The organism is Neobacillus sp. K501, from assembly GCF_053749995.1.
Genome location: NZ_JBSLYA010000003.1, coordinates 52,050 through 77,078, shown reverse-complemented (window position 1 = coordinate 77,078; position 25,029 = coordinate 52,050). Strand labels below are relative to the sequence as shown.

Genomic DNA, 25,029 nt, shown 5'->3' with positions numbered 1-25,029 from the left:
TTCACCTATTTTCTTACTTTCAAAATTTTATTTGGATTTAATAGATTTTCTGGATCGAGTGCTTGTTTGATTTTTTCCATCACTAGCAAAGAGGTTCCATGCTCTTTCTCTTGATATTTCTGTTTGCCGACCCCGACTCCATGCTCTCCTGTACAAGTACCACCTCGTTCTAGAGCATGCAACACAATAATTTCATTAAATTCATCTGCTCTCTTAATTTCATCTTGATCTGCCATGTCTATCATTAATAGAACATGGAAATTGCCATCTCCGACGTGGCCGACAATTCCTCCTGGAAGGCCAAGATTACCTAATGCCTCCCTCGCATGGTCAATTGCACCAGCTAATTCTGAAATTGGCAGGCAAACATCCGTCACCATGAGCTTTTTACCTGGAAAGCCGTGAACATAGGCATATGCTAGATTATGTCGTGCTTCCCACAATTGATTAAGTGCTGCTTGATCTGATTCAAATTCAATTCCTACACAATGATGATCGGCCACAATTTCTTTCATAAAATCCACATCCTGCTTAAGCCCCTCCTCATTACCATGAAACTCCATAAATAATGTCGGCTGTTCCTTATAGGTCGTTTCACTATGTAAATTCACTTGTTTCATAGAATGTTCATCGACAAGTTCGACCCTTGCAATCGGAATACCAGCCTGTAAAATACTAACAACTGCCGAGACAGCGTGATGAACCGTTGGGAAGGATGCTCTTGCTGCCATAGTATATTCAGGGATGCCGTAAACCCGAAGCGTTAATTCGGTAAAGCAGCCAAGTGTTCCCTCAGAACCAACAAATAAGCCGTTTAAATGTAATCCTGATGAAGATTTTGCCGCTAAATTACCCGTATGTATTACTGTTCCATCTGCAAGAACCACTTCTAAATCTCGAACTTGATCGCGCATGACTCCATATTTTACCGATGTGGTTCCACTTGCATTGGTCGCTGCCATACCTCCAAGTGAAGCATCTGCTCCGGGGTCAACAGAAAAAAATAATCCAAACTTTTTTAACTCTTTATTTAATTGAGAGCGAGTCACACCTGGCTGTACTTTAACGAGAAAGTCATGTTCTTTGATTTCGAGTATCTTATCCATGAGAGAAAAATCAACCGTAATCCCATGGTCATATGGAATGACATGCCCTTCTAAGCTAGTTCCTCTTCCAAATGGGATAATTGGAACCTTAAATTGATTAGCTATCTTTATGATCCTGCTAACCTCTTCCGTTGTTGTTGGAAATACCACAATATCCGGCAGACTCGGGGCGTGATAGGATTCATCTTTCCCATGTTGTTCTAAAATAGTTTGATTGATGGTTACCTGAGCTTCAGGAAGAACACTTCGTATAGCTGCAACCAAATCTTGATGTGTTGTTTGCATTATTCTTTCCCCTTACTTACACTTATTTTTCACAAAAAGGTTCAACCAATCTATAATTGGTCCAACCTTTTTTGTTTATTATACTAAATAATCTGAAAAAATCAATAATTAGTATTTTTAAAAAATTGATTAAATTGAACTATTTTTAGTATGATAAAGACGTTTACTATATGGTGTATTTGAGGGGATTGACATAAGTGATGCCAAAACTAAAGATTAAAACCTATCAAGTTGTGGTAAATCAAATAAAAGAAAATTTCTTGAATGGTGCATATAAGCCTGGGGATAAGCTGCCAACGGAAAGAGAATTAGCCAGCCTTTTTAGTGTAAGTCGAACTTCTGTTAGGGAGGCACTTCGAAAACTTGAGATCAAAGGGTTAATTGAAATTAAACAAGGAAGCGGAATCTTCATCAAAGCCTTAGATTTTCATATTCCAAGAGAGGAAATTACCTCTCCGATTATGAATGCTGAAAAAAAACTAATCTATGAAATGTTAGAACTCCGACGAGTTCTCGAAGTAGAATGTGCCTATTTAGCTTCGCAAAGAGCCACTTCTGAAGACTTAGAAAGAATTCGTGAAGCACTAGAAATGATGGGCAGAGCCAAAAATGATATGGAACAAGGACTGCATGCGGACCTAAGTTTTCATTTCAATATTGTTCGAGCTTCTCATAATTCGATATTTTTGCAATTGATGGAAAGCCTTGACGAACGTATGAAAGAAACAATCCAAGTTACCCGAAAATATCGATTGGCTGACCCTGGACGCATGCAAGATACGGTCGATGAGCATAAGGAAATTTATTTGGCTATTGCAACCGGGGAGGCAAATCAAGCAAAACTACTTATGGAAAAACATATATCGCAAATTAGAAAAGAAATTTCGGAGTCTCTTTTAATCATTATTGGGGATCAGAAAAATAACTAAAAAACTCAGCCATTGAAACAGCTGAGTTTTCGTTTTACTTCACTTTTTCAGGCTTTAACATGACGCTAACTAAGCGATCCATTCCCATCTTTATTTTTTCTGGAGTGGAGTGGCTAAAGTTTAACCGGAATGTGTTGTACTTTGGCTGGTCAACATAGAATGGAGCTCCAGGGACAAAGGCAACACCCTCTTCTACTGCTTCATGTAGTAATGTGGTTGTGTTTAGCTGTTCATTCCCTTCTACCCAGATAAACATTCCGCCCTTTGGTTTCTTAAATGTAAATAAATCGGAACCGACTTTACTTAAAAAGTCCGTCATGATAGTCATTCGGTCATAATACTCACTTCTAATACGTTCAATATGTGAATCAAGATCGAAGTCACGCAGTAAATAGAAAAGGGCCTGTTGGTCAATGCTGCTCGAATGAAGATCATTCATTTGCTTTGCCTGTGACATCATTTTAATGACTTCAGCTGGCCCGGTCACCCATCCAGTTCTTAGCGCTGGTACCACGGACTTTGAAAAAGTACTTGTATAGACTACATGTGTTTGTTGGTGATCAAAGCTTGCGATTGGATGATACTGTTCCTCAGGATGAAATTGAATATCCCCATAAGGATCATCTTCAAGGACAAGAATGTTATTTTCATAGCAAAGGCTAAGTAGTTTCTGACGTCTTTCATTACTCCAAACCTTCCCGTCTGGATTAGAAAATGTCGGGATGATATAAACAAATTTCGGCTGGTATTGCTCCATTTTTGCCTGTAAATCTTCAGGTTCCATTCCATACTCATCACTGCTAACGGCTACTACCTTAGCACCGTATGAACGGAATACTTGTAAGGCCGCAAGATAAGTAGGATCTTCCGTGAGGACTACATCCCCTTCGGATAGCATGATTCTCGAGAACAAGTCTATCGTTTGCTGGGAACCTGTGGTGAGTAAGATCCGATCAGGATGCGATGAAATCCCTTTTCGCTCCATTTTTGCTTGGACGGCTTCTCGAAGTGGTATAAATCCTTCTGTTAAACCATATTGTAAAGCAGATTTTCCTGAGGAAAATACCTTTTCATAGGCAGTTTTTACTGCTTCAATCGGAAAAATGTCTTCTGCTGGCAATCCTCCTGCAAACGAAATGACGTGCCCTTGTTGCGTTACTTTGAGAATGTCTCTTACTGCTGATGATTCATAGTTTTTAGTTTGAGGAGAAAATAAATAATTCACAAAAATTCGCTTCCTTTTAAATGATTTAGAATTAAAAAATATTATCGCAAATCATATAATATTGTTGAAAAATAATCAAGTGTTTTTTCATAATTTTTAGAAAAATTAATCGTATATCAAAATTTGAGCCAAATGGCAAAAAAGTAACCCACACCAATAAGGTATAGGTTACTTTTTCTGTCTAAGCGTCTTCAAATTCCCTAGCGATTCTTTCAAATGCCTCTTTGATAAGGGGGCGCGGTGACGGAATACAAATTCTTTGATACTGTAATCCCTCTTCCCCAAACATTTTCCCATCTTCTAGTAGCACATTTGCTTTGTTGTAGATTCGATCATGGACTTCCTCAGGAGTCAGTCCATACCCACTAAAGTCCATCCACATAATGTAAGTTCCCTCGGGAATTCTCACCTTTACTTTCGGCATTCTCTCAGATAAGAACTCGATGGTCCATTCCATTGTACCGTCAATGTAATCTTTTAATTGTTCCAACCAATCCTCTCCCTCCTTATATGCTGCAATTAAGGCCGAAACGGTAAAAGGAGAAGGCAAATGAAAGCCCATTACACCGCTGAAGATTTTCCGAAGTTCAGGATTCTTAATAATGACATTCGTACAATGAAGCCCTGCCACATTAAAGGTTTTATTAATGGCAGTAAAAGTGACAATATGATCGGTAGAATCGGCCACTTTTGCAATGGGTAGAAAGGTTTGATCTCGCCTTACTAAATCTCCATGGATTTCATCCGCGACAATTAGGACATCATGCTTCGCACAAATCTCAGACAGTTTCCGCAGCTCTTCTTGATTAAAGACTCTGCCCGTTGGATTATGTGGATTACATAAAATAAACATTTTCGTCGTTTCTTCTTTTGCTATTGCTTCGAAATCGGCGAAATCAATCGAATAATAGCCTTCACTATTTACTACAAGCGCGTTATTCATCACCTCTCTGCCATTTGCTTCTATTGCAGAGGTAAATGGCGGATAAACAGGCCGCTGAATAATGACCCCATCTCCTGGATTCGTAAATGCTCGAACGGCAATATTTAAGGCATGAACCGTGCCTGGACTGTAGATGATTTCTTCCTTGTCAAATTCCCAATCATGTCTCTTCTTAAACCAATGCTGAACCGCTTCGAAATACTCATCAGGAAAAATGGAATATCCAAAAATTCGATGTTCAACCGTTTTATGTAATGCATCGATTACTGGTTGAGGGATCGGTAAATCCATATCTGCGGTAAATAATGGGATTGTCTCCTCATCATACCTTTCCGTTAGACCCATCATTTTAATTAGCTGCCCGCCATCCCATTTTACTGAATAGGTCCCTCTTCGATTGACAATTTCATCAAAGTTATATTTCATTTGAAATCAACCTCTCAATTTTAATTCTTGCATTGTTTAGGCATTACACTCAAATCGTAATTCATTCTGCCCTATTTTTCCACTTGATTGCTTTAAAAAATCCCATTTAATACATTAAAGGGTTAAAATTTTATCGCAAAAATCTCAAAATATGATATATTCTAATAAATAAAATATTGGAGTGAAGAAAATGAAACTTGAGGTAAAACGGACATATAATTTCAATGCTGGCCCCTCTGCCCTTCCGCTAGCTGTTCTCGAGAAAGCACAGCAGGAACTAATTGACTTCCGGGGCAATGGAATGTCAGTCATGGAGCTAAGTCACCGCAGTAAGGCATTTGAAGAAGTTCATAATCAGGCGATTGACCGACTAAAAGGATTATTATCAATTCCTGACAATTATGAAGTGCTTTTCCTACAAGGTGGAGCAAGCCTTCAATTTTCCATGATTCCAATGAACTTTTTACACTCAGGGAAAAATGCTGGCTATGTCATGACGGGATCTTGGTCTGAAAAAGCATTAGCAGAAGCCAAACTATTTGGTAATGTCTTTCAAGCAGCTTCCACGAAGGAAGAGAAGTATCGTCATATTCCGAACCTTGAAGAAATAAAATATGATGAGGCGGATGCTTATTTGCATATTACCTCCAACAATACGATTTACGGGACTCAATGGAAAGACTTCCCTGACACCGGTACTGTTCCCTTGATTGCAGATATGTCGAGCGATATTCTTTCTAAGCCAATTGATGTCAGCAAATTTGGCCTGATTTACGCAGGTGCGCAAAAAAATCTTGGTCCTTCAGGTGTAACAGTCGTGATCATTCGGAAGGATTTACTAGAGAAAGCGAATGAAAATATCCCGACGATGTTAAAATACAGCACGCATGTTAAAAATAATTCTCTATATAACACACCGCCAACCTTTGGCATATACATGCTTGGAGAGGTTCTAGGATGGGTTCAAGAACTTGGTGGTTTACAGTCAATCGCCAAACGGAACGAGGAAAAGGCCCAACTTATTTATGATGTCATTGATCGGAGCGAAGGTTTTTATCGTGGCCATGCCTTGCCTGATAGCCGATCTCTCATGAATATTACCTTTAACTTAAAAACAGAAGAACTAGAAAGCAAATTTTTAACAGAAGCAAAGCAAGAAGGTTTTGTAGGGATTAACGGACACCGCTCCATTGGTGGCTGCCGAGCATCTACCTATAATGCTGTTCCATATGAGACTTGCCATGCATTCCGTGAATTTATGACTCACTTTCAATTGAAAAATAGTTAGCTGCTTCAATCACCATCCCTTTACAGATGGTGATTTTCTTTGAATTTGCAATGTAAGAAGCTTCAGCCAAGCAGATTACTTATACATTTTTACTAATTGGGCTAAAATTCATAGTAGAAATGGAGGAAGAGATAGTGGGTCGTTTTCTAATGCTGATAGCCGTTTTATTTATTATATATCTTTCCTGGCCACTTCTTGATAAACAGCTTGAGAACACGGAATACGGCCAAGTCGTGGATAAAATTCAAACTGAAACTAGTATTTTAAAAGAAACCTTTCAAACCGTATATACGGATGTTCAGCAGCTGTTGACGCAATTTGGCTTTGATATAGAAAATCCTTCTTTGAAAAATCCAGAAACTGAGCCAAAGGAAAAAATAGAATTAAAACCCCCATCTGAACAAATATTTTCAATCCATAATCTCCAACTAGGCGAAGCGAAAGAAGACATTGAGGCAAATTTGGGTGCCGCCAAACGAATATCAGTAAATGAATATGAAACCAATTGGTATTCCTATCATCAGGATTACCATAATTTCTTTATGGTCATGTATGATGAAAAAAATAAAGCTGCTGGCTTCTATACCAATCAAGAGCTAATTGCCTCAAGTAAAGGGATACAAATGGGGAGCACAAAAGAGAGTGTTCGTGCAGCTCTTGGCGAACCCATCACAGATATTCAAAAAGGAATGGTCGTCTATCAATTCCAGGAAAACAAAGACTACGATATCTTCAAGCTTGATGATTCGTACGTGACGATTTTTTATGATATACATGAGAATAATACGGTAACCGCCATACAACTAATTAACCAGGAATTAGAGGAAAAAAAGAGAGATTTTTATACAAAAGCAAGTCCTGAATTAAAAGAAGGCTTTGAATTCCAAATGTTTGATTTGACGAATGCAGCCAGGGTTCAACATGGACTGCCCATCCTTACCTGGAATGATCATGTCCGCGAAACAGCGCGCAAGCATAGTGCGGATATGGCTGAGAATAATTATTTTGATCACCAAAATCTTCAAGGGCAATCGCCATTTGATCGAATGAAAGCGGATGATGTCTTTTTTGTATTAGCTGGAGAGAATCTAGCATACGGTCAATTTAGCAGTATTTTTGCTCATGAAGGATTAATGAATTCGCTAGGACATCGTAAAAATATTTTGCAGAAGGATTTCGAGTATTTAGGTGTTGGCGTCGCCTTTAACCAGGAATCTCACCCCTACTATACGCAGAATTATTTTGCAAAATGAAACCAAGGCCACCATCTAGATAAGATAGTGGCCTCCTTTACTTACGATTTCATTTTCTCGGTAAAATAACTTTTGCCCACGATCTCACCTCGCAAATTCTCTCTATCCCTTTGTTCAGGTGACTTTATTGGCAGTAGGGGAAAAACCAATTCTGCGACTTGATAAGCCTCTTCAAGATGAGGATAACCTGATAACACAAAGGTTTCGATACCTAAATCAGCGTATCTTTTCATTCTTTGAGCCACCTGATGTGGATCACCGACTAGCGCTGTCCCGGCTCCTCCTCTAACTAAACCAATGCCTGCCCATAAATTCGGACTTATTTCAAGGGCTTCTCTTCGGGTATTATGCAGCTGGACCATTCGTTTTTGCCCGACTGAATCCATCCGAGCAAAAACATTTTGAGCAGCAGCAATCATATCGTCACTTACATACTGAATTAAGCGATCTGCAGCATCCCATGCTTCTTTCTCTGTCTCTCTGACGATGACATGGAGACGAATACCGAAGCGTACCGTCCTTCCTTCCCTCTCTGCCAAGCTTCGGACCTCATTAATCTTTTGTTCCACTTGTGCCGGTGGTTCACCCCAGGTTAAATACACATCCGAATGCTTTGCTGCAACGGCTTGCCCTGCAGGGGAAGAACCTCCAAAATATATCGGCGGATGAGGCTGCTGCACAGGTGGAAACATCAATCCTCCCCCTTCCACGCGCAAATGCTTTCCTGTATAATCAACATGCTTTCCTTCTAATAAGGATCGCCATATTGTTAAAAATTCATCGGTTGCTTCATAGCGTTCATCATGTTTGAGAAATACACCATCCCCAGCCAATTCAACCGGATCTCCGCCAGCAACGACATTAATTAGCAGACGGCCATTAGAAATTCGGTCTAGCGTTGCGGCCATTCTAGCTGCAACAGCAGGTACCATTAGACCAGGACGAACAGCCACAAGAAATTTTAACCGTTCGGTTTCTGGAATTAATGAGGCCGCCAACATCCACGGATCCTCACATGTTCTTCCTGTTGGAATTAATACTCCCGTGTATCCTAAACGATCAGCTGCCTGTGCCACTTGCCGGAAATAAGAATAATCTGCGCTACGTCCTCCAATGGATGTTCCTAAATAACGCCCTTCACCATGAGAAGGAATAAACCATAACATTTCCACTTTTCATCCACCCCTTATTGTTCAATTAATGATTCAGAATTTTTCCCAGCTCGACTTACCAATTCATAAACATTTTTTCGCAGCCGTTGTTCCGTCTCCTTGGAAAGAAACGTCAGCTCTGTTTTTGAATATTGAACTTGTGAATCCACAATAAATACGCCATTTACGATATCTGTAGCACCTAGAACAGAAAATAGAGGTTTAAACGCATATTCAATTGCAAGTAAATGCGCCCCCGTTCCACCATTCGCTATCGGAAGAACCGTTTTATCGGCCAATGCCTTTTCTGGAAGTAAGTCAAAAAAAGATTTAATGATCCCTGTATAACTGGCCTTATAAACTGGACTAATAACCACTACCGCTTCTGCCTCTGAAATCACCGATAGAGCATGTTGAATCGCTGCACTATCAAATTTGGCATGAAGTAAATCTTGTGGAGGAATATCACGGACGTTAATTTGTTGAACCGTGTGATTGCCTTCCTTTTTTAATAGCTTGGCGACAAAATTCGCTACTGCCTGTGATCTTGAGACAAGAGAGGGACTCCCAGAAATCAATACAATATTTGTCATCTTCAACTCTCCTTTAGTTTCAATTTTGAGTTTACATAGTTGTTTAGTCGGATTTCGATCGAAGGAAAATCATCTTAATTTTGATTTAAGAAACCTTGCGCTCACCATTAAAATTTTCCCGCCATTTGAGCAGCTTCACCTCTAAATAACGGACAAAGGAATCGGTTATTTTTCCCACAACAGCGAAAATGATAATCCCAACAAAAACGATTTCTGTATGTGAAAACTGGCGGGCATCCATAATCATGTATCCAATCCCTTCACTTGAGCCCATCAGTTCTGCAACGACTAGACCGAGCCAAGCGACACCAAGTGAGAGCCTAATACCAAGAAGGATATTGGGCAGTGCAGCTGGCAATATGAGTTTCGTAATCTGTTTCAGCCGACTAAACTCCAATACACGCACCACATCAAATAGTTTTGCATCGACACCGCGAATTCCTAAAAAAGTATTCACGTAAATGGGGAAGAACGCTCCCTTGGCAATTAATAAAATTTTCGATACCTCCCCAAACCCAAACCATAAAATAAATAGTGGTGCAACAGCTAGATGTGGAACGGTACGCAGCATTTGCAGCGATGGATCCATCACTTGCTCGCTTTTCTGAGAAAACCCGACGATAACCCCTAGTAATAGGCCTAAGCCAGCACCAATGATAAAGCCCAGGGCAGCCCTCCAAATGCTAATTTGCATATGACCCCACAATTCACCCGTAACGATTAACTCGACAAATGAGAGGAAAATAGCTGTCGGGGTTGGTAAAATCGTTTCCGAAACAAAACCAATCGTGCCAATGATTTGCCATGCTATCAGGATGAAAACCGGTACGATAAGCCCCCGCAAAATCACTTTCACTTTATTTTCAAATTTGAATGATTTTGTTCTATGTTTAAATAATGGTTTTTTCACGCTTGTTAAAGCTCCAACATTCGTAGGTATCGCCTTAGCTTTGTTCAATTCCTCTCACCTCACTTTTTTGTCTCATTTTCCAGTTCCTCTAATGCTTTTTTGATGTACGAATTATCAACTACCTTTGAGGTATCAATTTTTTGTTTGATTGCCTCCATCGAATATTGGAATTCTGCGGTTTCTTGCTGCGCTTGAATGATTTCCTTAGTGATTGGGAGATTAATAGCCTGGTTATTTTCTAATACCTGCCTGACAATCTCTTTATCAAGTTTTTTTGCTTCGGCGTAAAGTTCAATGGCTTCCTCAAGATTTTCACCCTGCCATTTTACTGCCTTTTCATATACTTTCAAAAACTCAACCACCAACTCAGGGTACTCCTCAGCAAATTTTGTGCGAACAATAGTGAATCCAGGGGAATACACATTCAATGTTTCACCATTTTCTAGAATTCTTGCATTTTGCTCTACCGTTTGAAAAGTGATAAATGGCTCCCAAATAGACCATGCATCAACTGCCCCTGACTCAAATGCCGGCTGGGCCTCATCTGGCTGCAGTTGGATAATTTCAACTTCTTCTGGCTTAATATTGGCTTGAGCTAAGGCCCGGTACAATAAGTTAAAGCCACTGCTTCCTTTTGCTACGGCAATCTTCTTCCCTTTTAAATCCTTTAAACTTTTAATTGGGCTATCTTTTTTTACAAGAATGGCATTTCCTTTTAGTCCATCACTAGTATTAGAAATTTCTTTAAAGGAAATGTTTGCGGCTTGCCCAGCAATTACTGGGGAATTCCCTACTAACCCGAAATCCAAACGGTCAGAGGCAATTGCCTCAAAATGGGGCGGGCCGCTTTGAAATTCCGTCCATTTTACCTCGACACCTAATTTCGCAAATGCTTCTTTAAACCAGCCTTTATTTTTGGCAAGTAGCAACGGTCCTAGGCTTTGCTGAATACCGATTTGAACGGTCACTTTTTCTTCTTTCTTATTAGTACCAGTTGATTTAGATGCAGAGCATCCTGCTGCAAACAAAAGAACTAGAATAAATCCTAATACAAGGGTTTTCTTCACCTTTACCATCTCCTCTCTGTCTAGATTCCGGATCCTTCTATTAATTGAAGTTCATCAGCTTTTTCAAATTCAGACATCACTTGTTGTCTTATTTCTTGAAAGTTACGATTCACTTTTTTACGTGGATAAGGTAAGTCGACTTGAATGATTTTACTTACTCTTCCTGGCCTCGGACTCATAATCACGACACGGTTTGCTAAATAAATCGATTCATCCAAGTCATGAGTTACTAGAATCATTGTTGTTCCTTTCCTTCGCCAAATTTCAAGCAGGACATCTTGTAAATGTGTTCGAGTAAAAGCATCCAATGCACCAAATGGTTCATCTAAGAGCAAGACCTCTGGATCCCTTAATAAAGCTCTTGCTATCGCTACTCTTTGGGACATTCCGCCGGACAACTCCCGAGGGTAAGCTTTCTCAAAACCTTTTAATCTGACAATCTCAATTAATTCATCTACTTTTGTGCGAACCTCTGGTTTCTTAAGCGATAAATCCGCAGCAATATTTTTTTCAACGGTTAACCATGGGAAGAGCCGGTGTTCTTGAAAAATAAAGCCCTGCTTAATCCCTGGGCCTGCTAATGGTTCTTTACCAATTCTTATCTTCCCTGTGAATTGGGAATCAAGTCCGGCAATGATTTTTAAGAGCGTGCTCTTGCCACACCCACTCGGGCCAATGATCGTCACAAACTCTCCTTTTTTAATTTTTAACTCAACCTCTTTAAGTGCATGAATTTCCTGCTGTGATTTAATAAATATTCGGCTAACAGATTCAATCTTGACACTCATTCTATCCCTCCTAAATTTACTGATTCATTGAAATCATTTTGGAACAACAACACATTGCCCCCACCTCCTTAAAAGAAAAAGCTGCTTCCTCTGATAAAAGGTAAGCAGCTTTCAGACGCCTGATCAGCTTCTTTATTATGTAATACAAATTGGCTTTAGAGAAATTCAATGTGGTGGGAGCTAAAATCAACAACCACACACTTTTTAACCTACAATAAAAAAGGCTCTTGATTAAAGGGTGTTCCCCTTTTCATCAAGAGCCTCTAGAAGTCTAGTGGGCTTATTTGTGTGAAAAATTTTTATTAATGATTATATTAATTTGATTATCCCTATAAGTCAAGTAGGAATTATAAGAAATATCTTTTTAATTAAAATGAATGAAGGATTTCCAAACAGGTTACATTAAATACGAGTAATTTTATGATTGCTCAAAAACTCGAGTCGGGAGTGATGTATCATGGCTAGAAACAAACTTTTGGTTCCTGCTTCAGGCAATGCTCTGGATCAAATGAAACAAGAAATCGCGGGCGAGTTTGGAGTTCAACTTGGTGCTGATACGACCGCACGAGCAAACGGTTCAGTTGGCGGCGAAATGACCAAACGTCTCGTAGCCTACGCTGAACAATCATTACGAAATCAACAAGGTCAATAGCCTGTGATTTCAAAGGAGGGTGTCCAAATTGGGCACCCTTTTTTACGCTGAGTTTATCACATTTAATCCATGTAGCATAGATTAGTAAAATAATGATTTCACTAATAAAACTGCGTGGTGAGAGATCGTGTTTGAAGTTAAGAAATCGAAGTATGGTAGAGGGATATTTGCAACCCAACCGATTCAAAAAGGGGAACTTATTCATGAAGCTCCGGTCATTGTTTCTCCAAGTAAGGAGTATAAGTATTTGAAAAAAACAATTATGATGGAATATGTTTTCTGGTGGGGCGAAGATCTTGAAGATTGTGCATTAGCACTGGGTTACGGTTCTCTATTTAATCATTCCTATACTCCCAATGCCTTGTACAAACTCAATCTAAAAAATCAGACGGTTGACTTTTTTGCCCATAAAAATATAAAAGTGGGGGAAGAAATACTAATCAATTACAACGGTGATCCTGATGACGATGAGCCAATGTGGTTTGATGTCTTTTAAATAATGCATTAATCCCTTCCTTGATGACTTAAATGAAAACCGTTTTCCTGATAGTAGAAAACGGTTTTTCTTTTTTTTACTATTTAGGAGCATCCATTCCCATTTTACTCCATTCTTCTCTCGATGGACCATAGACCCCAGGTACTTTCAATCCTGCTTGGCGCATGAGAACGGTCAATTGCCCGCGATGATGGATGACATGCTTTATAAGCAAAGTAAGGGCTACCGCTTTTGGCATGTCCATGCCAAACACATTTTTCATTTCGCTTAAGGATTGATCTGTCCATTGTTGTCTAATTGCTTCGCTCGTGTTGACACCTACGTTACGGAAGGTTTCTGCGATTTCACTAGCGGAAGTTGGAACGGTATTTTCGTCTCCTACCGTATCCACGGTAATACCAAACTCAATCAGCATTCCTGGTGTGCTGGCTACAATATGCCAAGCAATTTCACCTAATGTACGGCCCTCAGCTGAAACCTTTTGTTTAAGTGATTCGTCGGTCAACGCATCCAAAATCTTTTGAGTTGAAACTGCTTCTTGGCTCCATTCTTCCGTGAATTCAGTAATAGATTGATACATCATTATTCCTCCAATATTAATTCTTTACACCTTACAGTGCATAGTATAGCACTTGGAGATTTAATAACAAAATGCTACTCTGGTTTTCTAAAATACAAAAAAGCAAAGCTCCTAACAATAAACAGTTAAGAGCATTGCTTTCTCCAAAATATTAAATTCCTTTGTATGCTTGGCGGTAAATTTCAGCTAATTCTGTCACTAATGGCAGTTTTGGATTGGCCGTTGTACATTGGTCTTCAAATGCACGTTCTGCCAAATAATCTACTTTGCTTTCAAACAGTGCTTCCTCAACATTATTCTCCTTAATGCTCATTGGGATTTCTAACTCTTGCGCTAGTCTGATAACAGCTTGAACGAGGCTTTCGACACCTTCTTCTGTAGTACGAGCAGGAAGTCCCAGCGTTCTAGCAATTTCCGCATATCGTTTATCAGCTACGAAATGAGCATATTTCGGGAATGCAGTAAACTTTTTCGGTTTGGTTGCATTGTAACGAATAACATGCGGCATCAAGATGGTATTGGCACGACCATGGGCAATATGGAACTCTGCTCCAAGCTTATGTGCAAGACTATGGTTGATGCCTAAGAATGCATTGGCAAAGGCCATACCAGCAATTGTTGAGGCATTATGCACTTTTTCACGAGCTACTTCATCAGAACCATTTCTATATGCTCTTGGCAAGTATTCAAAAATAAGCTGGATGGCTTTCATTGCAAGTCCATCGGTATAATCATTTGCCATACATGATACATACGCCTCAAATGCATGTGTCAAAACATCCATACCAGTATCTGCTGTGATATGCTTAGGCACTGTCATAACAAATTGTGGATCAATAATAGCCACGTCTGGTGTCAATTCATAATCGGCAAGTGGATATTTTAAATTCTCTTCTTTATCCGTAATAACTGAGAAAGATGTTACTTCTGACCCTGTTCCAGAGGTTGTCGGAATCGCCACGAATTGAGCTCTTCCACCCAAATGAGGGTATTTCACAATCCGTTTGCGGATATCTAAGAACTTTTGTTTTAGTCCAAAGAACTCTGTATCTGGATGTTCATAGAACAACCACATTCCTTTTGCTGCGTCCATTGCAGAACCACCGCCAAGAGCAATAATCACATCCGGCTGGAATTTTGCCATCATTTCGGCACCCTTCATAACCGTTTCAATGGAAGGATCCGGTTCTACTTCTGAGAAGATTTCGCAGTGAACGTAATCTGGACGCTTTCTCAAATAGTAAAGTACTTTATCAACATAACCTAATTTTACCATTCCTGGATCCGTCACAATGAATGCTTTTGAGATCTTAGGCATTTTTGCAAGATATTGTGTTGAATTTTTCTCAAAGTAAATCTTTGAAGGTACTTTAAACCATTGCATATTTACATTCCTCTTTGCCACTTTTTTAATGTTAATTAAATGAATTGCACCCACGTTTGTTGATACAGAGTTACCACCGTAAGTACCACAACCAAGAGTTAATGAAGGCATATAAGCATTATAAATATCACCGATGGCTCCTTGTGATGATGGTGCATTGACAATAATCCGTCCAGCCTTCATTCTTAATCCATATTGACGAATGACTTCATTATCCGTAGTGTGGATGACAGCTGAGTGTCCTAAACCGCCAAATTCAAGCATTTCTTCCGCTCTTGTTAAACCTTCTTCCACTCCACTAACTTTGTAGCAAGCAAGCACTGGGCTTAATTTTTCCCTTGATAGCGGGTATTGTGGTCCTACACCTTCTAATTCTGCAACCAGTATCTTTGTATGATCAGGTACTGTTACACCTGCCATTGCGGCAATCTTAGAAGCGGCCATTCCGACAATATCAGGATTAACGGCACATGACTTTTCATTTATAACTAATTTTTCTACCTTTTGTTTCTCTTCTTTATTTAAAAAGTAACAATTATTTGCAATCATTTCTTGTTTTACTTTTTCATAAATATCTTTATCGATGATGACCGCTTGTTCTGAAGCACAAATCATCCCATTATCGAAGGTTTTAGATAAAATTAAATCATTTACAGCTTGATGAAGATTGGCTGTTTTTTCAATATAACATGGCACATTTCCTGGTCCTACCCCAAGTGCTGGCTTACCAGAGCTGTAAGCTGATTTAACCATGCCTGCTCCGCCAGTTGCTAGAATAAGAGCGATTTTAGGATGATTCATGAGTGTCTGTGTAGCTTGAAGTGATGGTGTTTCGATCCATTGAATACAATTTTCTGGTGCACCAGCTTTAATGGCTGCATCTCTAAGTACTCTAGCGGCCTCACTGCTGCATTTTTGTGCAGATGGATGGAAAGCGAAAATAATCGGATTTCTTGTTTTAATTGAAATCAAAGCTTTAAACATTGTGGTAGAGGTTGGATTGGTAACAGGTGTTACTCCAGCAACTACTCCTACAGGTTCAGCAATTTCTATGATACCTTCATGTTCGTTTTCGTTAACAATGCCAACCGTTTTATTGTATTTGATATTATGATAGACATATTCTGTTGCAAACATATTCTTGATAATTTTGTCTTCATATACGCCTCTTCCTGTTTCTTCAACAGCAAGCTTTGCAAGCGGCATATGCTGATCAAGACCTGCTAACGCCATTTCCTTCACAATGACATCAATTTGTTCTTGATCAAAACCCTTGAATTCCTTAAGAGCCTTTAATCCATTTTCTACTAAACAGTCAATTGTTTCCGATACAGTATTTTTAACTTCCTTCACATCAACAGCCATTAATAATACCTCCAATTGTATCAAATGATAGAATCTGTTTTCCTGCTATTCACAAACGGGATTTCTAGGAATCTTTTCAAAAGAAATATCAGTGAGTACCTTTGTATATTTTTTTACGAGAATGACGTAATTCACTGTCCAAATATAGGAAGGAATTTGTTCATCTCCCTTATACATCATCGCCTCAAACTCATCGCCAATGGTTTCTTCAAAAAGTTCTAATGTGTAGGTCTCAGCATCTGTAGAGAAGTCCTTCCATTCACAAACCATCATCATGTATCACTCCTTATTCCGTTGTAAGTTCATCTTAGCACGGAAAGTATGTGAAATACTGAACAAACTATGGCAGAAATATGATAAAAATATATACAAATTGTTAACATAGATAATTCTTCCCAATTCACATAAGCATAGTGTCAAAGAATTTTAAGTTAGCCGATTTAAGAAAAATTTAATCTTTTATTTAGAATCCGTTTATAACTTCCGCTTAGACTGTGTTTGTACTAAAAATGAATGAATGGAGGAGTCAAAATGAACAAGAAACTTATAGCTGGAATTGGAATAAGCGGTGTCATTATGCTTGGAAGTGTGTATTCGATTTCAGCCAATACTTCAGGTTTTGACCTATACAAGTCAGCACTTAAGAAAACTCATACTGCCACTAGTGCAACGATGAGCATGAGCCTTAATCTCGAGGACAATGACAAGGTCATTTTTATGATGGATTCCCTTTATAAAGGTGATAAGTTAAATCAAGTTAGTGCCATTACAACCAATCTCCGAAACGAAACCAAACAAAGTAATATGAATATGTACAAACAGGATGGCAGTTGGTTCGTCAAAAAAGCTGGAGCCGATACCGTTTATAGAATGGAAATGAACAACCCACATCACAAAAACACAACTGAATTAAAGGATGATGTAGAAAATTTAATCGATGTCATGACCAAGAATCTTCAGCAGCAAATCACCGTTGCAGAAGAGAATAACGGTACACATACCATCGAACTTGACCTTACGGGGAAAGAGATTCCTCTTACTGCCAATGCATTAAGTACATTAATGATAAAACACGCAGCCATGATTCAGGATAGTCAGGATCAGGAAAACTCAGAATTTCACATTAAGCCAACGATCCCAGAATTGGATCATGACATCTCTGTTAAGCAAATCAAACTCGTTGCTAAAGTAAATAAGGATAATTATCTAGATCAGCAAACCATCATAGCAGTGGTGACAGGAAAAGATCAATTTGGAATATCTCATGAACTCGAATTATCAATGGAACTAACGGTTTCTGATTACAACCAAACCGAAGTAGATCCAGTCGAAATTCCTTCAGATAACGTGTTGGAACTCGAAATGAATCATGGCCATTACCGTAATTAATAGTAGAGGGTGACAATATTGGAAGAAGCATTGGTGATTACCGGACTGACAAAATTATTTCCAAATGGGAGAGGCATAAATAACATCAACCTATCCATCAATCAAGGTGAAATTTTAGGGATCCTTGGCCCAAATGGTGCAGGCAAAACGACGTTATTAAGATGTATCACGGGTCTTGCTAAACCCAATAGTGGTGAAGTGAAATTGTACGGAATCCATCTATGGAAACACTTTAAAGAAGCGATTCATCCAGTGAGTGCTCTGATTGGACCAGCATCGATCTATGAAAACATGACACCCGTCCAAAATCTGAAAATGATTTTACGCTTCTATCCAGATATATCAACCACCGCGATTGATGATGTGTTGCAGTTAGCGGGCTTATCACAGAATAAGCATGAAAAAATGGCCACTTTTTCCTTGGGGATGAAGCAGCGGTTTGGAATTGCTGCAGCATTAATATCCAAGCCTCGCCTCGTTATTTTGGACGAACCAACAAACGGCCTTGATATCGATGGTTTGCTTTTTTTCAGACAAACCATTCAAAATGCAGCCAGCAAATCCGGTGTAACCTTTGTTATTTCTAGTCATCATTTATCAGAATTAGAAAAGTTATGCCATCGTTATTGTTTTCTCATCAATGGGCATGCTTCTCTCTATGAATCTACTGAAGAATCGTTAGAGGAAATTTACGTCAAAAAGGTGCAGGAGGCCTCAAATGAAGACCATGTTCGCCAACGGTTTAAATGAACTAGATAAGTTGATCGCAAGGAGAACGACCGTTTTGTTTCTCATTCTTGCTGCTGGTTTGCCAGTTTTGATCAAACTGCTTGCACATAAGCTGTTCCTTACCAATTGGATGTCTTTGCCGGCGAATAGTATTAGTTTTTCCATCTTGGATTTATTTGTTAAAATCCTCCTGCCCCTATATATTTTCATAGCGGCAACCGTTCTTTTTACAAGTGAAAAAGAACAAGGTACATTATTTCCGGTCCGCCCGATAAGCAGACTGGAACTATTCACGACGAAAACAAGCGCTATTTGTTTGATGGTCGCTATCCAACTATTTACCGTCTGGCTATCTCTCATGATTAGCAGTGCAATTTTTGATCAAACGTTCCAATTCATGACCATTTTTTCTGCCTTTGCTGCTTTTTTCGTATCATGGGTTCCTTTAATCGTGCTAACCGCTTTGACTATTTTGCTCACCCAATTTGTCAATGCCAGTGCCATTGCCGTTTCCACGATGATTGTTCTCTATTTAGTCATGATGGTACTCCCCTATGCCGTACCTAATACTTTATATTTGTTTCCTTCTTCATATTTGGCCTGGTACATGCAGTGGTTTGGAGATGTGTCAATTCGATGGCTGATTCAAAGTATCATATATTTGTGCTCGGCTTTCGCATTGTTTTTCATCACCGGCTATTATATCTTTAAGAAAAAAGAAGCATAAGCGGGTGTGTATTTCCTATGTCTATTAAACTCAGACTCCTGTGGTCCAATATCGCTTTGATCATTGTCCCTATATTTCTGTTTATGATTTCCTCAGGGATATTGGTGATTGTGTTTCTTGGTGATATTCGTGAAATGGGTTATTTATTGCCAGAAAGTCATAACTATCATAAAACCGTCCAAAAGGATTCTGTGTTGTTTTTTCGGTTAAAAGAGAAATCTGTGATGAATCCAGATGAGCTTTTGAGCAGGGAGTATTTAAAATCCCTAAGCAATGATTTACAAGAGCTTAAGGCAGGACTAGTAATTCGTGATGACAACGAAATGATCTATGCATCTACTGGACTTAAAAAAATTGAAGCAAGCCAGATGCCTCAATTCGGGGCAGAATCTAGCTTACGTAACCTAGAACAGGTAGGCGATAAGACCTTTTCGATCAAGCAGCATGATTTTTATCTGAAGGATGGCAGCGAGATATCTTTGTTTTTAATGATGGATGCTAGTCCGTGGAATCAATTTGTTAAGACCTTCTTCCCGATTCTTTTCGGGTTATGTTTATTGATCTTGATTCTGACTAATGGTCTATTAACCTACTTTATGTCAAAAAGCATTATCAAACCGATTGAAAGTTTAAAAAAAGCGGCGCAATCGATTAGAAATGGCCGCCTAGATCACTCGATTACGGCGATGCGGAAGGATGAAATCGGACAACTGACCGAGACCTTCGAAGAAATGCGGCTTCAATTAAAAGAATCGTTCGAGATTCAGCAACAATACGAAGAAAATCGAAAAGAATTGATTGCCCATATTTCCCATGACCTAAAAACACCCATCACTTCGATAAAGGGCTATATTGAAGGGATTCGAGATGGAGTGGCGGATACTCCAGAAAAAAGAACCCGGTATATTCAAACCATTTATTCCAAAGCGGTTGATATGGATCATTTAATTGATGAATTGTTCTTGTTTTCCAAGCTTGATTTAAGAAAAATTCCCTTTCATTTTGAAAAAGTAGATATGAAAGATTATTTAGAGGATATTATCGAAGAATTAACTTTTGACCTTGTGGACGTAGACCTTAGTTTTCTCAGTACTCCAAATGGTACGTTTTTCGTCAAATTAGACCGGGAAAAGTTCAAGCGTGTGATCGGAAATATCGTCGATAATAGTTTGAAATATATGGATAAAGATGTGAAGAAACTGAACATTACGCTTACTTCCACGAAAGAGGGTGTCCGTTTGATTATCGCGGACAATGGGCCAGGAATCCCAGAGGATTCCCTGCCCCTTATTTTCAACCAATTTTACCGTGCCGAGCAGTCAAGAAATAAGTTAACCGGTGGCAGTGGTCTTGGATTATCGATTGCGAGAATGATCGTCGAGGAGCATCAAGGACAGATCATCGTAGACAGCAAAGTTAAGGAAGGAACAAAAATCTCCATCCTTCTCCCCCACTATATCCGTACAGAGGTGATTTCATCATGAAGAAAATACTAATCATTGAGGATGAAAAAAGTATCGCTGAACTTGAGCGCGATTACTTGGAAATTAACGGCTTTGAAACCGATATGGTGTTTACGGGCGATGCTGGATTGCAAAGGGCGCTAAATCATGAATATGATTTAATACTATTAGATGTGATGCTTCCCCATTTAGATGGCTTTGAGTTATGCAAACTCATTAGAAACTCCTTGGACATCCCAATTATTATGGTGACGGCGAAAAAGGAAGAAATTGATAAAATTAGAGGGCTTGGGCTCGGTGCCGATGATTATATGGTAAAGCCGTTTAGTCCAAATGAATTGGTCGCAAGGGTTAAGGCCCATTTGGGCAGATATGAAAGATTATCGATGAAACAAAAGCCGGAAACGAATAGGATTGATATCCGCGGTTTATCGATCAATCGATCCGATCGGCGCGTATTTGTAAATAATCAAGAAGTGATTATTACAACAAAGGAATTTGATGTACTTGTCTTTTTAGCGACGAATCCGAATCAAGTATTTAGTAAGAATCATTTATTTGAAAGAATTTGGGGTTATGATAGTACTGGTGATATAACAACGGTAACTGTCCATATCCGAAAAATCAGAGAGAAAATCGAGCAGAATCCATCTACCCCAGAATATATTGAGACCGTTTGGGGTGCAGGGTATCGCTTTAAGTCCAATTAATAAGGAGTCGTTTCCATTGACACATATGCATTTAACCTCACTGGTATTAGCATTTATTTTATTGATTATCATTGTAATTTTACAGAGTAAAGGAAAAAATATCATAGTTTGGCATATGATTTTACGAGCTTCCTATATTATAATCATCATCACAGGCTGTATGCTCTTCTTTGCTGCTTATACGATTCCACTTAGCTATTATTTCAAAACATTGCTCGGAATCGTGATGATTGGTCTTTTTGAAATGGCCATTGTCCGGAGAAAAAAGGGAAAATCAACAGACCTTATTTGGATCCTCTTTTCCCTTGTTCTTGTCGTCCTTTTTGTTCTAGGATTCACCTTACCGCAAGGGTTTGATTTAATCAAATAAAAAGAAGTGTTTCACGGTGTAAACTAGCACCGAGGAAACACTTCTTTTTTCTTATTCATCAATTAATCGTACCTATCAGCGATCTTTCATTCGTTTCGTTTTGAACTTTTTCACGGCAGGCTTGGATGGCTTGCTTAATCAATTGGTTTAAATGTTTCTCTTCCAATACTTCTAAGCCCCTTGCGGTAGATCCACCGGGAGTGGCAACTTCATTGACAAGTTCTTCCGTACCAATGTTAGTTTTTAGCATTTCGGCAGAACCGGTTATCATTTGAGCTACCAGCTTTCTCGCTTGTTCTTTGCTTACGCCGGACATTAGGGTGATTTCTTCCAGTGCTTCTGCCACTCGGTAAATAAAGGCGGGTGCACTGCCAGTAATCGCCGTTAAATCAAAGATTTGCTGCTCCGAAACAAGCTCAAATTCTCCTATTCCACAAATTAACGCTTCTATCCATTCAATATGCTCAAAATTCACATTTTTTCCAGGTGAATATAATGTCATCGACATTCTCAATTTCGCTGCGGTATTAGGCATTATCCAAGCCACTGGTGTTTCTTCTGGCAACATGGATTCTAGATAGGTCGGGCTTATACCTGCAGCAATGGTAATAATTAATTGCCGATCGATAAGACGGGCTAAAATTTCCAATACCCGTTCATGTGCCTCAGGCGGAATCGCAAGAATGATGATATCCACCGCTTGCACCTTGCTTTCCCAATCAACCGACGTCTCAACACCATAGGTGGTTTTTACAAAATCAAGACGTTCCTTATGACCGCTATTTGCAACCAGAACATCAAATTCATCTTTCTTCACAAGCCCAGCTATAATCGCTTGAGCCATTCGTCCAGCCCCAATAAACAATACTTTTTTCCTAAATGTAGTCAAAAACTGATACCTCCATTTTCAAAACATGTCTATCATAACATATTTTGAAACCCTATACCCTGATGAAATTTTGAAAAATGTATCCAATAATGGGGCCGCCTCATTAGAGATGATCTCGAATATGATATCCTTTTGTTTTTAAAACTTTATTTAATTCCTCAATATGTTCATGATTTTTCGTTTCTAACGACAGCTCAAGCTGTGCAAATCCTGGATAAATATGTTCCCCCACATGATGAAGATTCACCGATTGAATATTGGCATCCAATTCCGTAATCACGTTCAATACCTTTTGAAGTTCCCCCGGTTTGTCTTTTAAGCTAATGGAAAAATGAGTAAATCTTCCAGACTCAACCATGCCGCGTTCAATAATTCGGGATATAAAATTCACATCGACATTTCCCCCACTTAAAACAACCACGACTTTCTTTTCTTTAAAATTCACTTTTTGATACAATAGCGAAGCTAACGCGCTAGCTCCAGAGCCTTCTACAAGTAGTTTATTGCGTTCGAGTACCATTAGCATGGTTCTAGCGATTTCCATTTCATCTACACAAAAAATATCATCTACATATTTCTGGACGAGCTCAAAGGTTTTTTCTCCTGGTTTCTTCACCGCTATCCCATCTGCCATCGTAGGAGTCGAATCAACCATTATCGGCTTATTTTCAATTAATGATTGTTTCATACTTGGACAAGCAAGGGTTTGCACTCCGTAAACCTTAATATTTGGATTTTTCTCTTTGACCGCCAAGGCTAGACCTGCAATAAGCCCACCACCGCCAACTGGACACAAGATCGCTTCAACATCTGGTAATTGATCCAATATTTCTAGACCAACCGTTCCTTGACCTGAAATAACCGCCTCATCATCAAATGCATGAACAAAGGTTCCTCCTGTCTTGTCCTTTAATTCCAATGCATAAGCAAGAGCATCATCAAACACATCCCCTTGTAAGATCACTTCTGCGCCATAATTTTTCGTTGCGGAAATTTTACTAAGAGGAGCACCTTTTGGCATAACAATCGTACATGGAATACCTAGCATTTGACTGGAGTAAGCAACACCTTGAGCATGATTTCCAGCTGAGGCCGCTACTACACCTTTTTGCAGCTCCTCTTTCGACAAAGAAATCAGTTTATTATAAGATCCCCTAACTTTAAAGGAACCCGTTTTCTGCAAATTTTCTAGCTTTAAGTACACTTCATTATTGGATGATAGGTTACTGAATGTTTTTGAAAAATCAAGTGGCGTTGTATGAACAATTCCCTTCATTTTTTCACGGGCAATAATAATGTCATCTAGAGTAACCATTTACTTCATCTCCCTCATTGCCTATTTCTATTTAGGATTTGTTTGAAAAGGGAAACTATTCTTTGCAAAATTGATCGATATGGAAATTTATGAATATCAAATTTCATGTATGTTTATTTTCAAAAAGATATAATAGAGTTATACAGCCAAAAAATAGGGGGAAATCGTGGGCGAAGAAGAGAAGGAAATTCAACAAGAGTCATCTCAAAAAGAAATGGATTGGGATGCTTTATTAACCGATGAAGAGGCTCTGGAATGGGAAAAGGATAAGAAGCAAAGGAAAAAACGGAAAAAAGTACTATTTAGAATCGTAAGTTCCCTCCTTGTGGTTGCGCTTTTAATCAGCGGATTGGAGGTATGGTTTAATGTCTTCAATATCCCTGCTATAAGATTTATAGAAGCTTCCAATACACTTTCTAGACAGCCTGAGGTAAAAGAATATAAGAAATCCGTCGTAACCATTGAATGGGATGGTGTTAAAGGCACTGGTTTTAACATTGCTCCTGACGGTCTAATTGTCACCAATAACCATGTGGTTGAAAAATCAACTAGCGTCAATGTACATACAAAGACTAGTGGATCCTTCAGAGGAAAGGTAATCGCAAAACATCCGGAACTGGATTTAGCACTCATAGATATCGATGCAGAAGAACTGCCAGTTCTAAAGCTCAATTTTGAAAAAGACTGGGATAAATGGCAAGACGAAAAGATAATCTTTATCGGAAACCCCTTGGCCTATACCCAAATTGCCAATAAAGGTACAGTTGTTGGGAATGTCTTGTTAGACAATTGGAATGTCCCAGTTATGATGATAAAAGCACCGATTTATAAAGGAAATAGCGGAAGTCCGGTAATCAATGAACACGGCCAGGTAATTGCCGTTATTTTTGCAACGTTACAAAATCCTAACATACAGTCAAAAGAAATAATTGGAGCTGCCATACCTTCTTATTACTTGGAGGAAATCGTACATTAAAAATGTCCATCACAACCCGT

Annotated in this window: 25 protein-coding genes; 12 read left to right on the top strand and 13 right to left on the bottom strand. The window is 39.0% G+C overall.

Going from position 1 to position 25,029, the window contains the following annotated elements; translation table 11 throughout:
• Positions 1 to 5: 5 nt before the first annotated feature.
• A complete protein-coding gene (locus ACWM35_RS08400) occupies positions 6 to 1,391 on the bottom strand; it encodes an FAD-binding oxidoreductase (RefSeq protein ID WP_454817278.1) in 1,386 nt (461 codons plus the stop codon).
• 200 nt (positions 1,392 to 1,591) lie between these two features.
• Between ACWM35_RS08400 and ACWM35_RS08395 the strand changes: the two genes are divergently transcribed.
• Positions 1,592 to 2,320 (top strand): FadR/GntR family transcriptional regulator, encoded by a 729-nt coding sequence (locus ACWM35_RS08395; RefSeq protein WP_454818130.1) that lies wholly within the window; start codon positions 1,592 to 1,594, stop codon positions 2,318 to 2,320.
• 34 nt (positions 2,321 to 2,354) lie between these two features.
• Here the strand turns inward: ACWM35_RS08395 and ACWM35_RS08390 are convergent, their stop codons facing one another.
• Both ACWM35_RS08390 and ACWM35_RS08385 read right to left on the bottom strand, forming a co-directional pair.
• Entirely contained in the window at positions 2,355 to 3,545 is a 1,191-nt protein-coding gene (locus ACWM35_RS08390) for an aminotransferase-like domain-containing protein (protein ID WP_454817276.1), read from the bottom strand.
• 181 nt (positions 3,546 to 3,726) lie between these two features.
• Positions 3,727 to 4,914, bottom strand: a complete 1,188-nt coding sequence (locus tag ACWM35_RS08385; RefSeq protein ID WP_454817274.1) for a MalY/PatB family protein — start codon at positions 4,912 to 4,914, stop codon at positions 3,727 to 3,729.
• Between the two features lie 190 nt (positions 4,915 to 5,104).
• Here ACWM35_RS08385 and serC point away from each other — a divergent pair, with 190 nt between their 5' ends.
• Entirely contained in the window at positions 5,105 to 6,202 is a 1,098-nt protein-coding gene (gene serC, locus ACWM35_RS08380) for a 3-phosphoserine/phosphohydroxythreonine transaminase (RefSeq protein ID WP_454817272.1), read from the top strand.
• Between the two features lie 134 nt (positions 6,203 to 6,336).
• Positions 6,337 to 7,455 carry a CAP domain-containing protein gene (locus ACWM35_RS08375; protein ID WP_454817270.1) on the top strand — a complete coding sequence of 373 codons (1,119 nt, stop codon included), beginning with the start codon at positions 6,337 to 6,339 and terminating at the stop codon, positions 7,453 to 7,455.
• 41 nt (positions 7,456 to 7,496) lie between these two features.
• On the opposite strand, the gene ssuD is transcribed toward ACWM35_RS08375, so the two are convergent.
• From ssuD to ACWM35_RS08350, 5 genes are all read right to left on the bottom strand, one after another.
• Complete coding sequence (gene ssuD, locus ACWM35_RS08370) at positions 7,497 to 8,627, bottom strand: FMNH2-dependent alkanesulfonate monooxygenase (RefSeq protein WP_454817268.1); 1,131 nt, start codon at positions 8,625 to 8,627, stop codon at positions 7,497 to 7,499.
• Between the two features lie 14 nt (positions 8,628 to 8,641).
• Positions 8,642 to 9,199: an NADPH-dependent FMN reductase gene (ssuE, locus tag ACWM35_RS08365; protein WP_454817266.1), complete on the bottom strand. Its 558-nt coding sequence runs from the start codon at positions 9,197 to 9,199 to the stop codon at positions 8,642 to 8,644.
• Between the two features lie 85 nt (positions 9,200 to 9,284).
• The gene (locus ACWM35_RS08360; RefSeq protein WP_454818128.1) at positions 9,285 to 10,109 is read right to left on the bottom strand and encodes an ABC transporter permease; all 825 of its coding nucleotides are present in this window, start codon (positions 10,107 to 10,109) and stop codon (positions 9,285 to 9,287) included.
• 59 nt (positions 10,110 to 10,168) lie between these two features.
• Positions 10,169 to 11,176 (bottom strand): aliphatic sulfonate ABC transporter substrate-binding protein, encoded by a 1,008-nt coding sequence (locus ACWM35_RS08355; RefSeq protein ID WP_454817264.1) that lies wholly within the window; start codon positions 11,174 to 11,176, stop codon positions 10,169 to 10,171.
• A 20-nt stretch (positions 11,177 to 11,196) separates the two neighbouring features.
• Positions 11,197 to 11,964 carry an ABC transporter ATP-binding protein gene (locus tag ACWM35_RS08350; protein WP_454817262.1) on the bottom strand — a complete coding sequence of 256 codons (768 nt, stop codon included), beginning with the start codon at positions 11,962 to 11,964 and terminating at the stop codon, positions 11,197 to 11,199.
• 457 nt (positions 11,965 to 12,421) lie between these two features.
• Here ACWM35_RS08350 and ACWM35_RS08345 point away from each other — a divergent pair, with 457 nt between their 5' ends.
• Both ACWM35_RS08345 and ACWM35_RS08340 read left to right on the top strand, forming a co-directional pair.
• On the top strand, positions 12,422 to 12,616 hold the full coding sequence (locus tag ACWM35_RS08345) for a small, acid-soluble spore protein, alpha/beta type (protein WP_454817260.1): 195 nt from the start codon (positions 12,422 to 12,424) through the stop codon (positions 12,614 to 12,616).
• A gap of 127 nt (positions 12,617 to 12,743) precedes the next feature.
• Positions 12,744 to 13,112: an SET domain-containing protein gene (locus ACWM35_RS08340; RefSeq protein WP_454817258.1), complete on the top strand. Its 369-nt coding sequence runs from the start codon at positions 12,744 to 12,746 to the stop codon at positions 13,110 to 13,112.
• 79 nt (positions 13,113 to 13,191) lie between these two features.
• Here the strand turns inward: ACWM35_RS08340 and ACWM35_RS08335 are convergent, their stop codons facing one another.
• The 3 genes from ACWM35_RS08335 to ACWM35_RS08325 all read right to left on the bottom strand — a co-directional run bounded on the left by ACWM35_RS08335 (position 13,192) and on the right by ACWM35_RS08325 (position 16,714).
• Positions 13,192 to 13,692, bottom strand: coding sequence for a DinB family protein (locus tag ACWM35_RS08335; protein ID WP_454817256.1), 501 nt, complete (start codon positions 13,690 to 13,692; stop codon positions 13,192 to 13,194).
• Between the two features lie 151 nt (positions 13,693 to 13,843).
• Positions 13,844 to 16,441 (bottom strand): bifunctional acetaldehyde-CoA/alcohol dehydrogenase, encoded by a 2,598-nt coding sequence (gene adhE, locus ACWM35_RS08330; RefSeq protein ID WP_454817254.1) that lies wholly within the window; start codon positions 16,439 to 16,441, stop codon positions 13,844 to 13,846.
• A gap of 45 nt (positions 16,442 to 16,486) precedes the next feature.
• The gene (locus ACWM35_RS08325; protein ID WP_454817252.1) at positions 16,487 to 16,714 is read right to left on the bottom strand and encodes a hypothetical protein; all 228 of its coding nucleotides are present in this window, start codon (positions 16,712 to 16,714) and stop codon (positions 16,487 to 16,489) included.
• 258 nt (positions 16,715 to 16,972) lie between these two features.
• Here ACWM35_RS08325 and ACWM35_RS08320 point away from each other — a divergent pair, with 258 nt between their 5' ends.
• From ACWM35_RS08320 to ACWM35_RS08295, 6 genes are read left to right on the top strand one after another with little or no spacing between them, the layout of a single operon-like run.
• A complete protein-coding gene (locus tag ACWM35_RS08320; protein ID WP_454817250.1) occupies positions 16,973 to 17,830 on the top strand; it encodes a hypothetical protein in 858 nt (285 codons plus the stop codon).
• A gap of 18 nt (positions 17,831 to 17,848) precedes the next feature.
• A complete protein-coding gene (locus ACWM35_RS08315) occupies positions 17,849 to 18,580 on the top strand; it encodes an ABC transporter ATP-binding protein (RefSeq protein WP_454817248.1) in 732 nt (243 codons plus the stop codon).
• Positions 18,549 to 19,286 (top strand): hypothetical protein, encoded by a 738-nt coding sequence (locus ACWM35_RS08310; protein ID WP_454817246.1) that lies wholly within the window; start codon positions 18,549 to 18,551, stop codon positions 19,284 to 19,286. Before ACWM35_RS08315 ends, ACWM35_RS08310 begins: the two co-directional genes overlap by 32 nt.
• Positions 19,287 to 19,303: 17 nt before the next feature.
• A complete protein-coding gene (locus tag ACWM35_RS08305) occupies positions 19,304 to 20,770 on the top strand; it encodes a sensor histidine kinase (RefSeq protein ID WP_454817245.1) in 1,467 nt (488 codons plus the stop codon).
• Positions 20,767 to 21,459: a response regulator transcription factor gene (locus tag ACWM35_RS08300; RefSeq protein WP_454817243.1), complete on the top strand. Its 693-nt coding sequence runs from the start codon at positions 20,767 to 20,769 to the stop codon at positions 21,457 to 21,459. The genes ACWM35_RS08305 and ACWM35_RS08300 overlap by 4 nt, the downstream gene beginning before the upstream one ends.
• A gap of 25 nt (positions 21,460 to 21,484) precedes the next feature.
• Positions 21,485 to 21,829: a DUF1516 family protein gene (locus tag ACWM35_RS08295; RefSeq protein WP_454818126.1), complete on the top strand. Its 345-nt coding sequence runs from the start codon at positions 21,485 to 21,487 to the stop codon at positions 21,827 to 21,829.
• A gap of 58 nt (positions 21,830 to 21,887) precedes the next feature.
• Here ACWM35_RS08295 and proC read toward each other — a convergent pair whose 3' ends face one another.
• Together proC and ilvA are read right to left on the bottom strand one after the other, a co-directional pair.
• On the bottom strand, positions 21,888 to 22,718 hold the full coding sequence (gene proC, locus ACWM35_RS08290) for a pyrroline-5-carboxylate reductase (protein WP_454817241.1): 831 nt from the start codon (positions 22,716 to 22,718) through the stop codon (positions 21,888 to 21,890).
• Positions 22,719 to 22,821: 103 nt separating this feature from the next.
• Complete coding sequence (gene ilvA, locus ACWM35_RS08285; RefSeq protein WP_454817239.1) at positions 22,822 to 24,033, bottom strand: threonine ammonia-lyase; 1,212 nt, start codon at positions 24,031 to 24,033, stop codon at positions 22,822 to 22,824.
• A gap of 166 nt (positions 24,034 to 24,199) precedes the next feature.
• On the opposite strand from ilvA, the gene ACWM35_RS08280 reads away from it, so the two are divergent.
• On the top strand, positions 24,200 to 25,009 hold the full coding sequence (locus ACWM35_RS08280) for a S1C family serine protease (RefSeq protein WP_454817237.1): 810 nt from the start codon (positions 24,200 to 24,202) through the stop codon (positions 25,007 to 25,009).
• Positions 25,010 to 25,029 lie beyond the last annotated feature (20 nt).

Coding starts and splice junctions, on each gene's coding strand:
- ACWM35_RS08335 (WP_454817256.1), bottom strand. CDS start 13,692: ATGTATCAATCTATTACTGAATTCACGGAAGAATGGAGCCAAGAAGCA.
- ACWM35_RS08395 (WP_454818130.1), top strand. CDS start 1,592: ATGCCAAAACTAAAGATTAAAACCTATCAAGTTGTGGTAAATCAAATA.
- ACWM35_RS08345 (WP_454817260.1), top strand. CDS start 12,422: ATGGCTAGAAACAAACTTTTGGTTCCTGCTTCAGGCAATGCTCTGGAT.
- ssuE (WP_454817266.1), bottom strand. CDS start 9,199: ATGACAAATATTGTATTGATTTCTGGGAGTCCCTCTCTTGTCTCAAGA.
- adhE (WP_454817254.1), bottom strand. CDS start 16,441: ATGGCTGTTGATGTGAAGGAAGTTAAAAATACTGTATCGGAAACAATT.
- ACWM35_RS08300 (WP_454817243.1), top strand. CDS start 20,767: ATGAAGAAAATACTAATCATTGAGGATGAAAAAAGTATCGCTGAACTT.
- ACWM35_RS08320 (WP_454817250.1), top strand. CDS start 16,973: ATGAACAAGAAACTTATAGCTGGAATTGGAATAAGCGGTGTCATTATG.
- serC (WP_454817272.1), top strand. CDS start 5,105: ATGAAACTTGAGGTAAAACGGACATATAATTTCAATGCTGGCCCCTCT.
- ACWM35_RS08295 (WP_454818126.1), top strand. CDS start 21,485: ATGCATTTAACCTCACTGGTATTAGCATTTATTTTATTGATTATCATT.
- ACWM35_RS08305 (WP_454817245.1), top strand. CDS start 19,304: ATGTCTATTAAACTCAGACTCCTGTGGTCCAATATCGCTTTGATCATT.
- ACWM35_RS08385 (WP_454817274.1), bottom strand. CDS start 4,914: ATGAAATATAACTTTGATGAAATTGTCAATCGAAGAGGGACCTATTCA.
- ACWM35_RS08310 (WP_454817246.1), top strand. CDS start 18,549: ATGAAGACCATGTTCGCCAACGGTTTAAATGAACTAGATAAGTTGATC.
- ACWM35_RS08400 (WP_454817278.1), bottom strand. CDS start 1,391: ATGCAAACAACACATCAAGATTTGGTTGCAGCTATACGAAGTGTTCTT.
- ACWM35_RS08325 (WP_454817252.1), bottom strand. CDS start 16,714: ATGATGGTTTGTGAATGGAAGGACTTCTCTACAGATGCTGAGACCTAC.
- ilvA (WP_454817239.1), bottom strand. CDS start 24,033: ATGGTTACTCTAGATGACATTATTATTGCCCGTGAAAAAATGAAGGGA.
- ACWM35_RS08350 (WP_454817262.1), bottom strand. CDS start 11,964: ATGAGTGTCAAGATTGAATCTGTTAGCCGAATATTTATTAAATCACAG.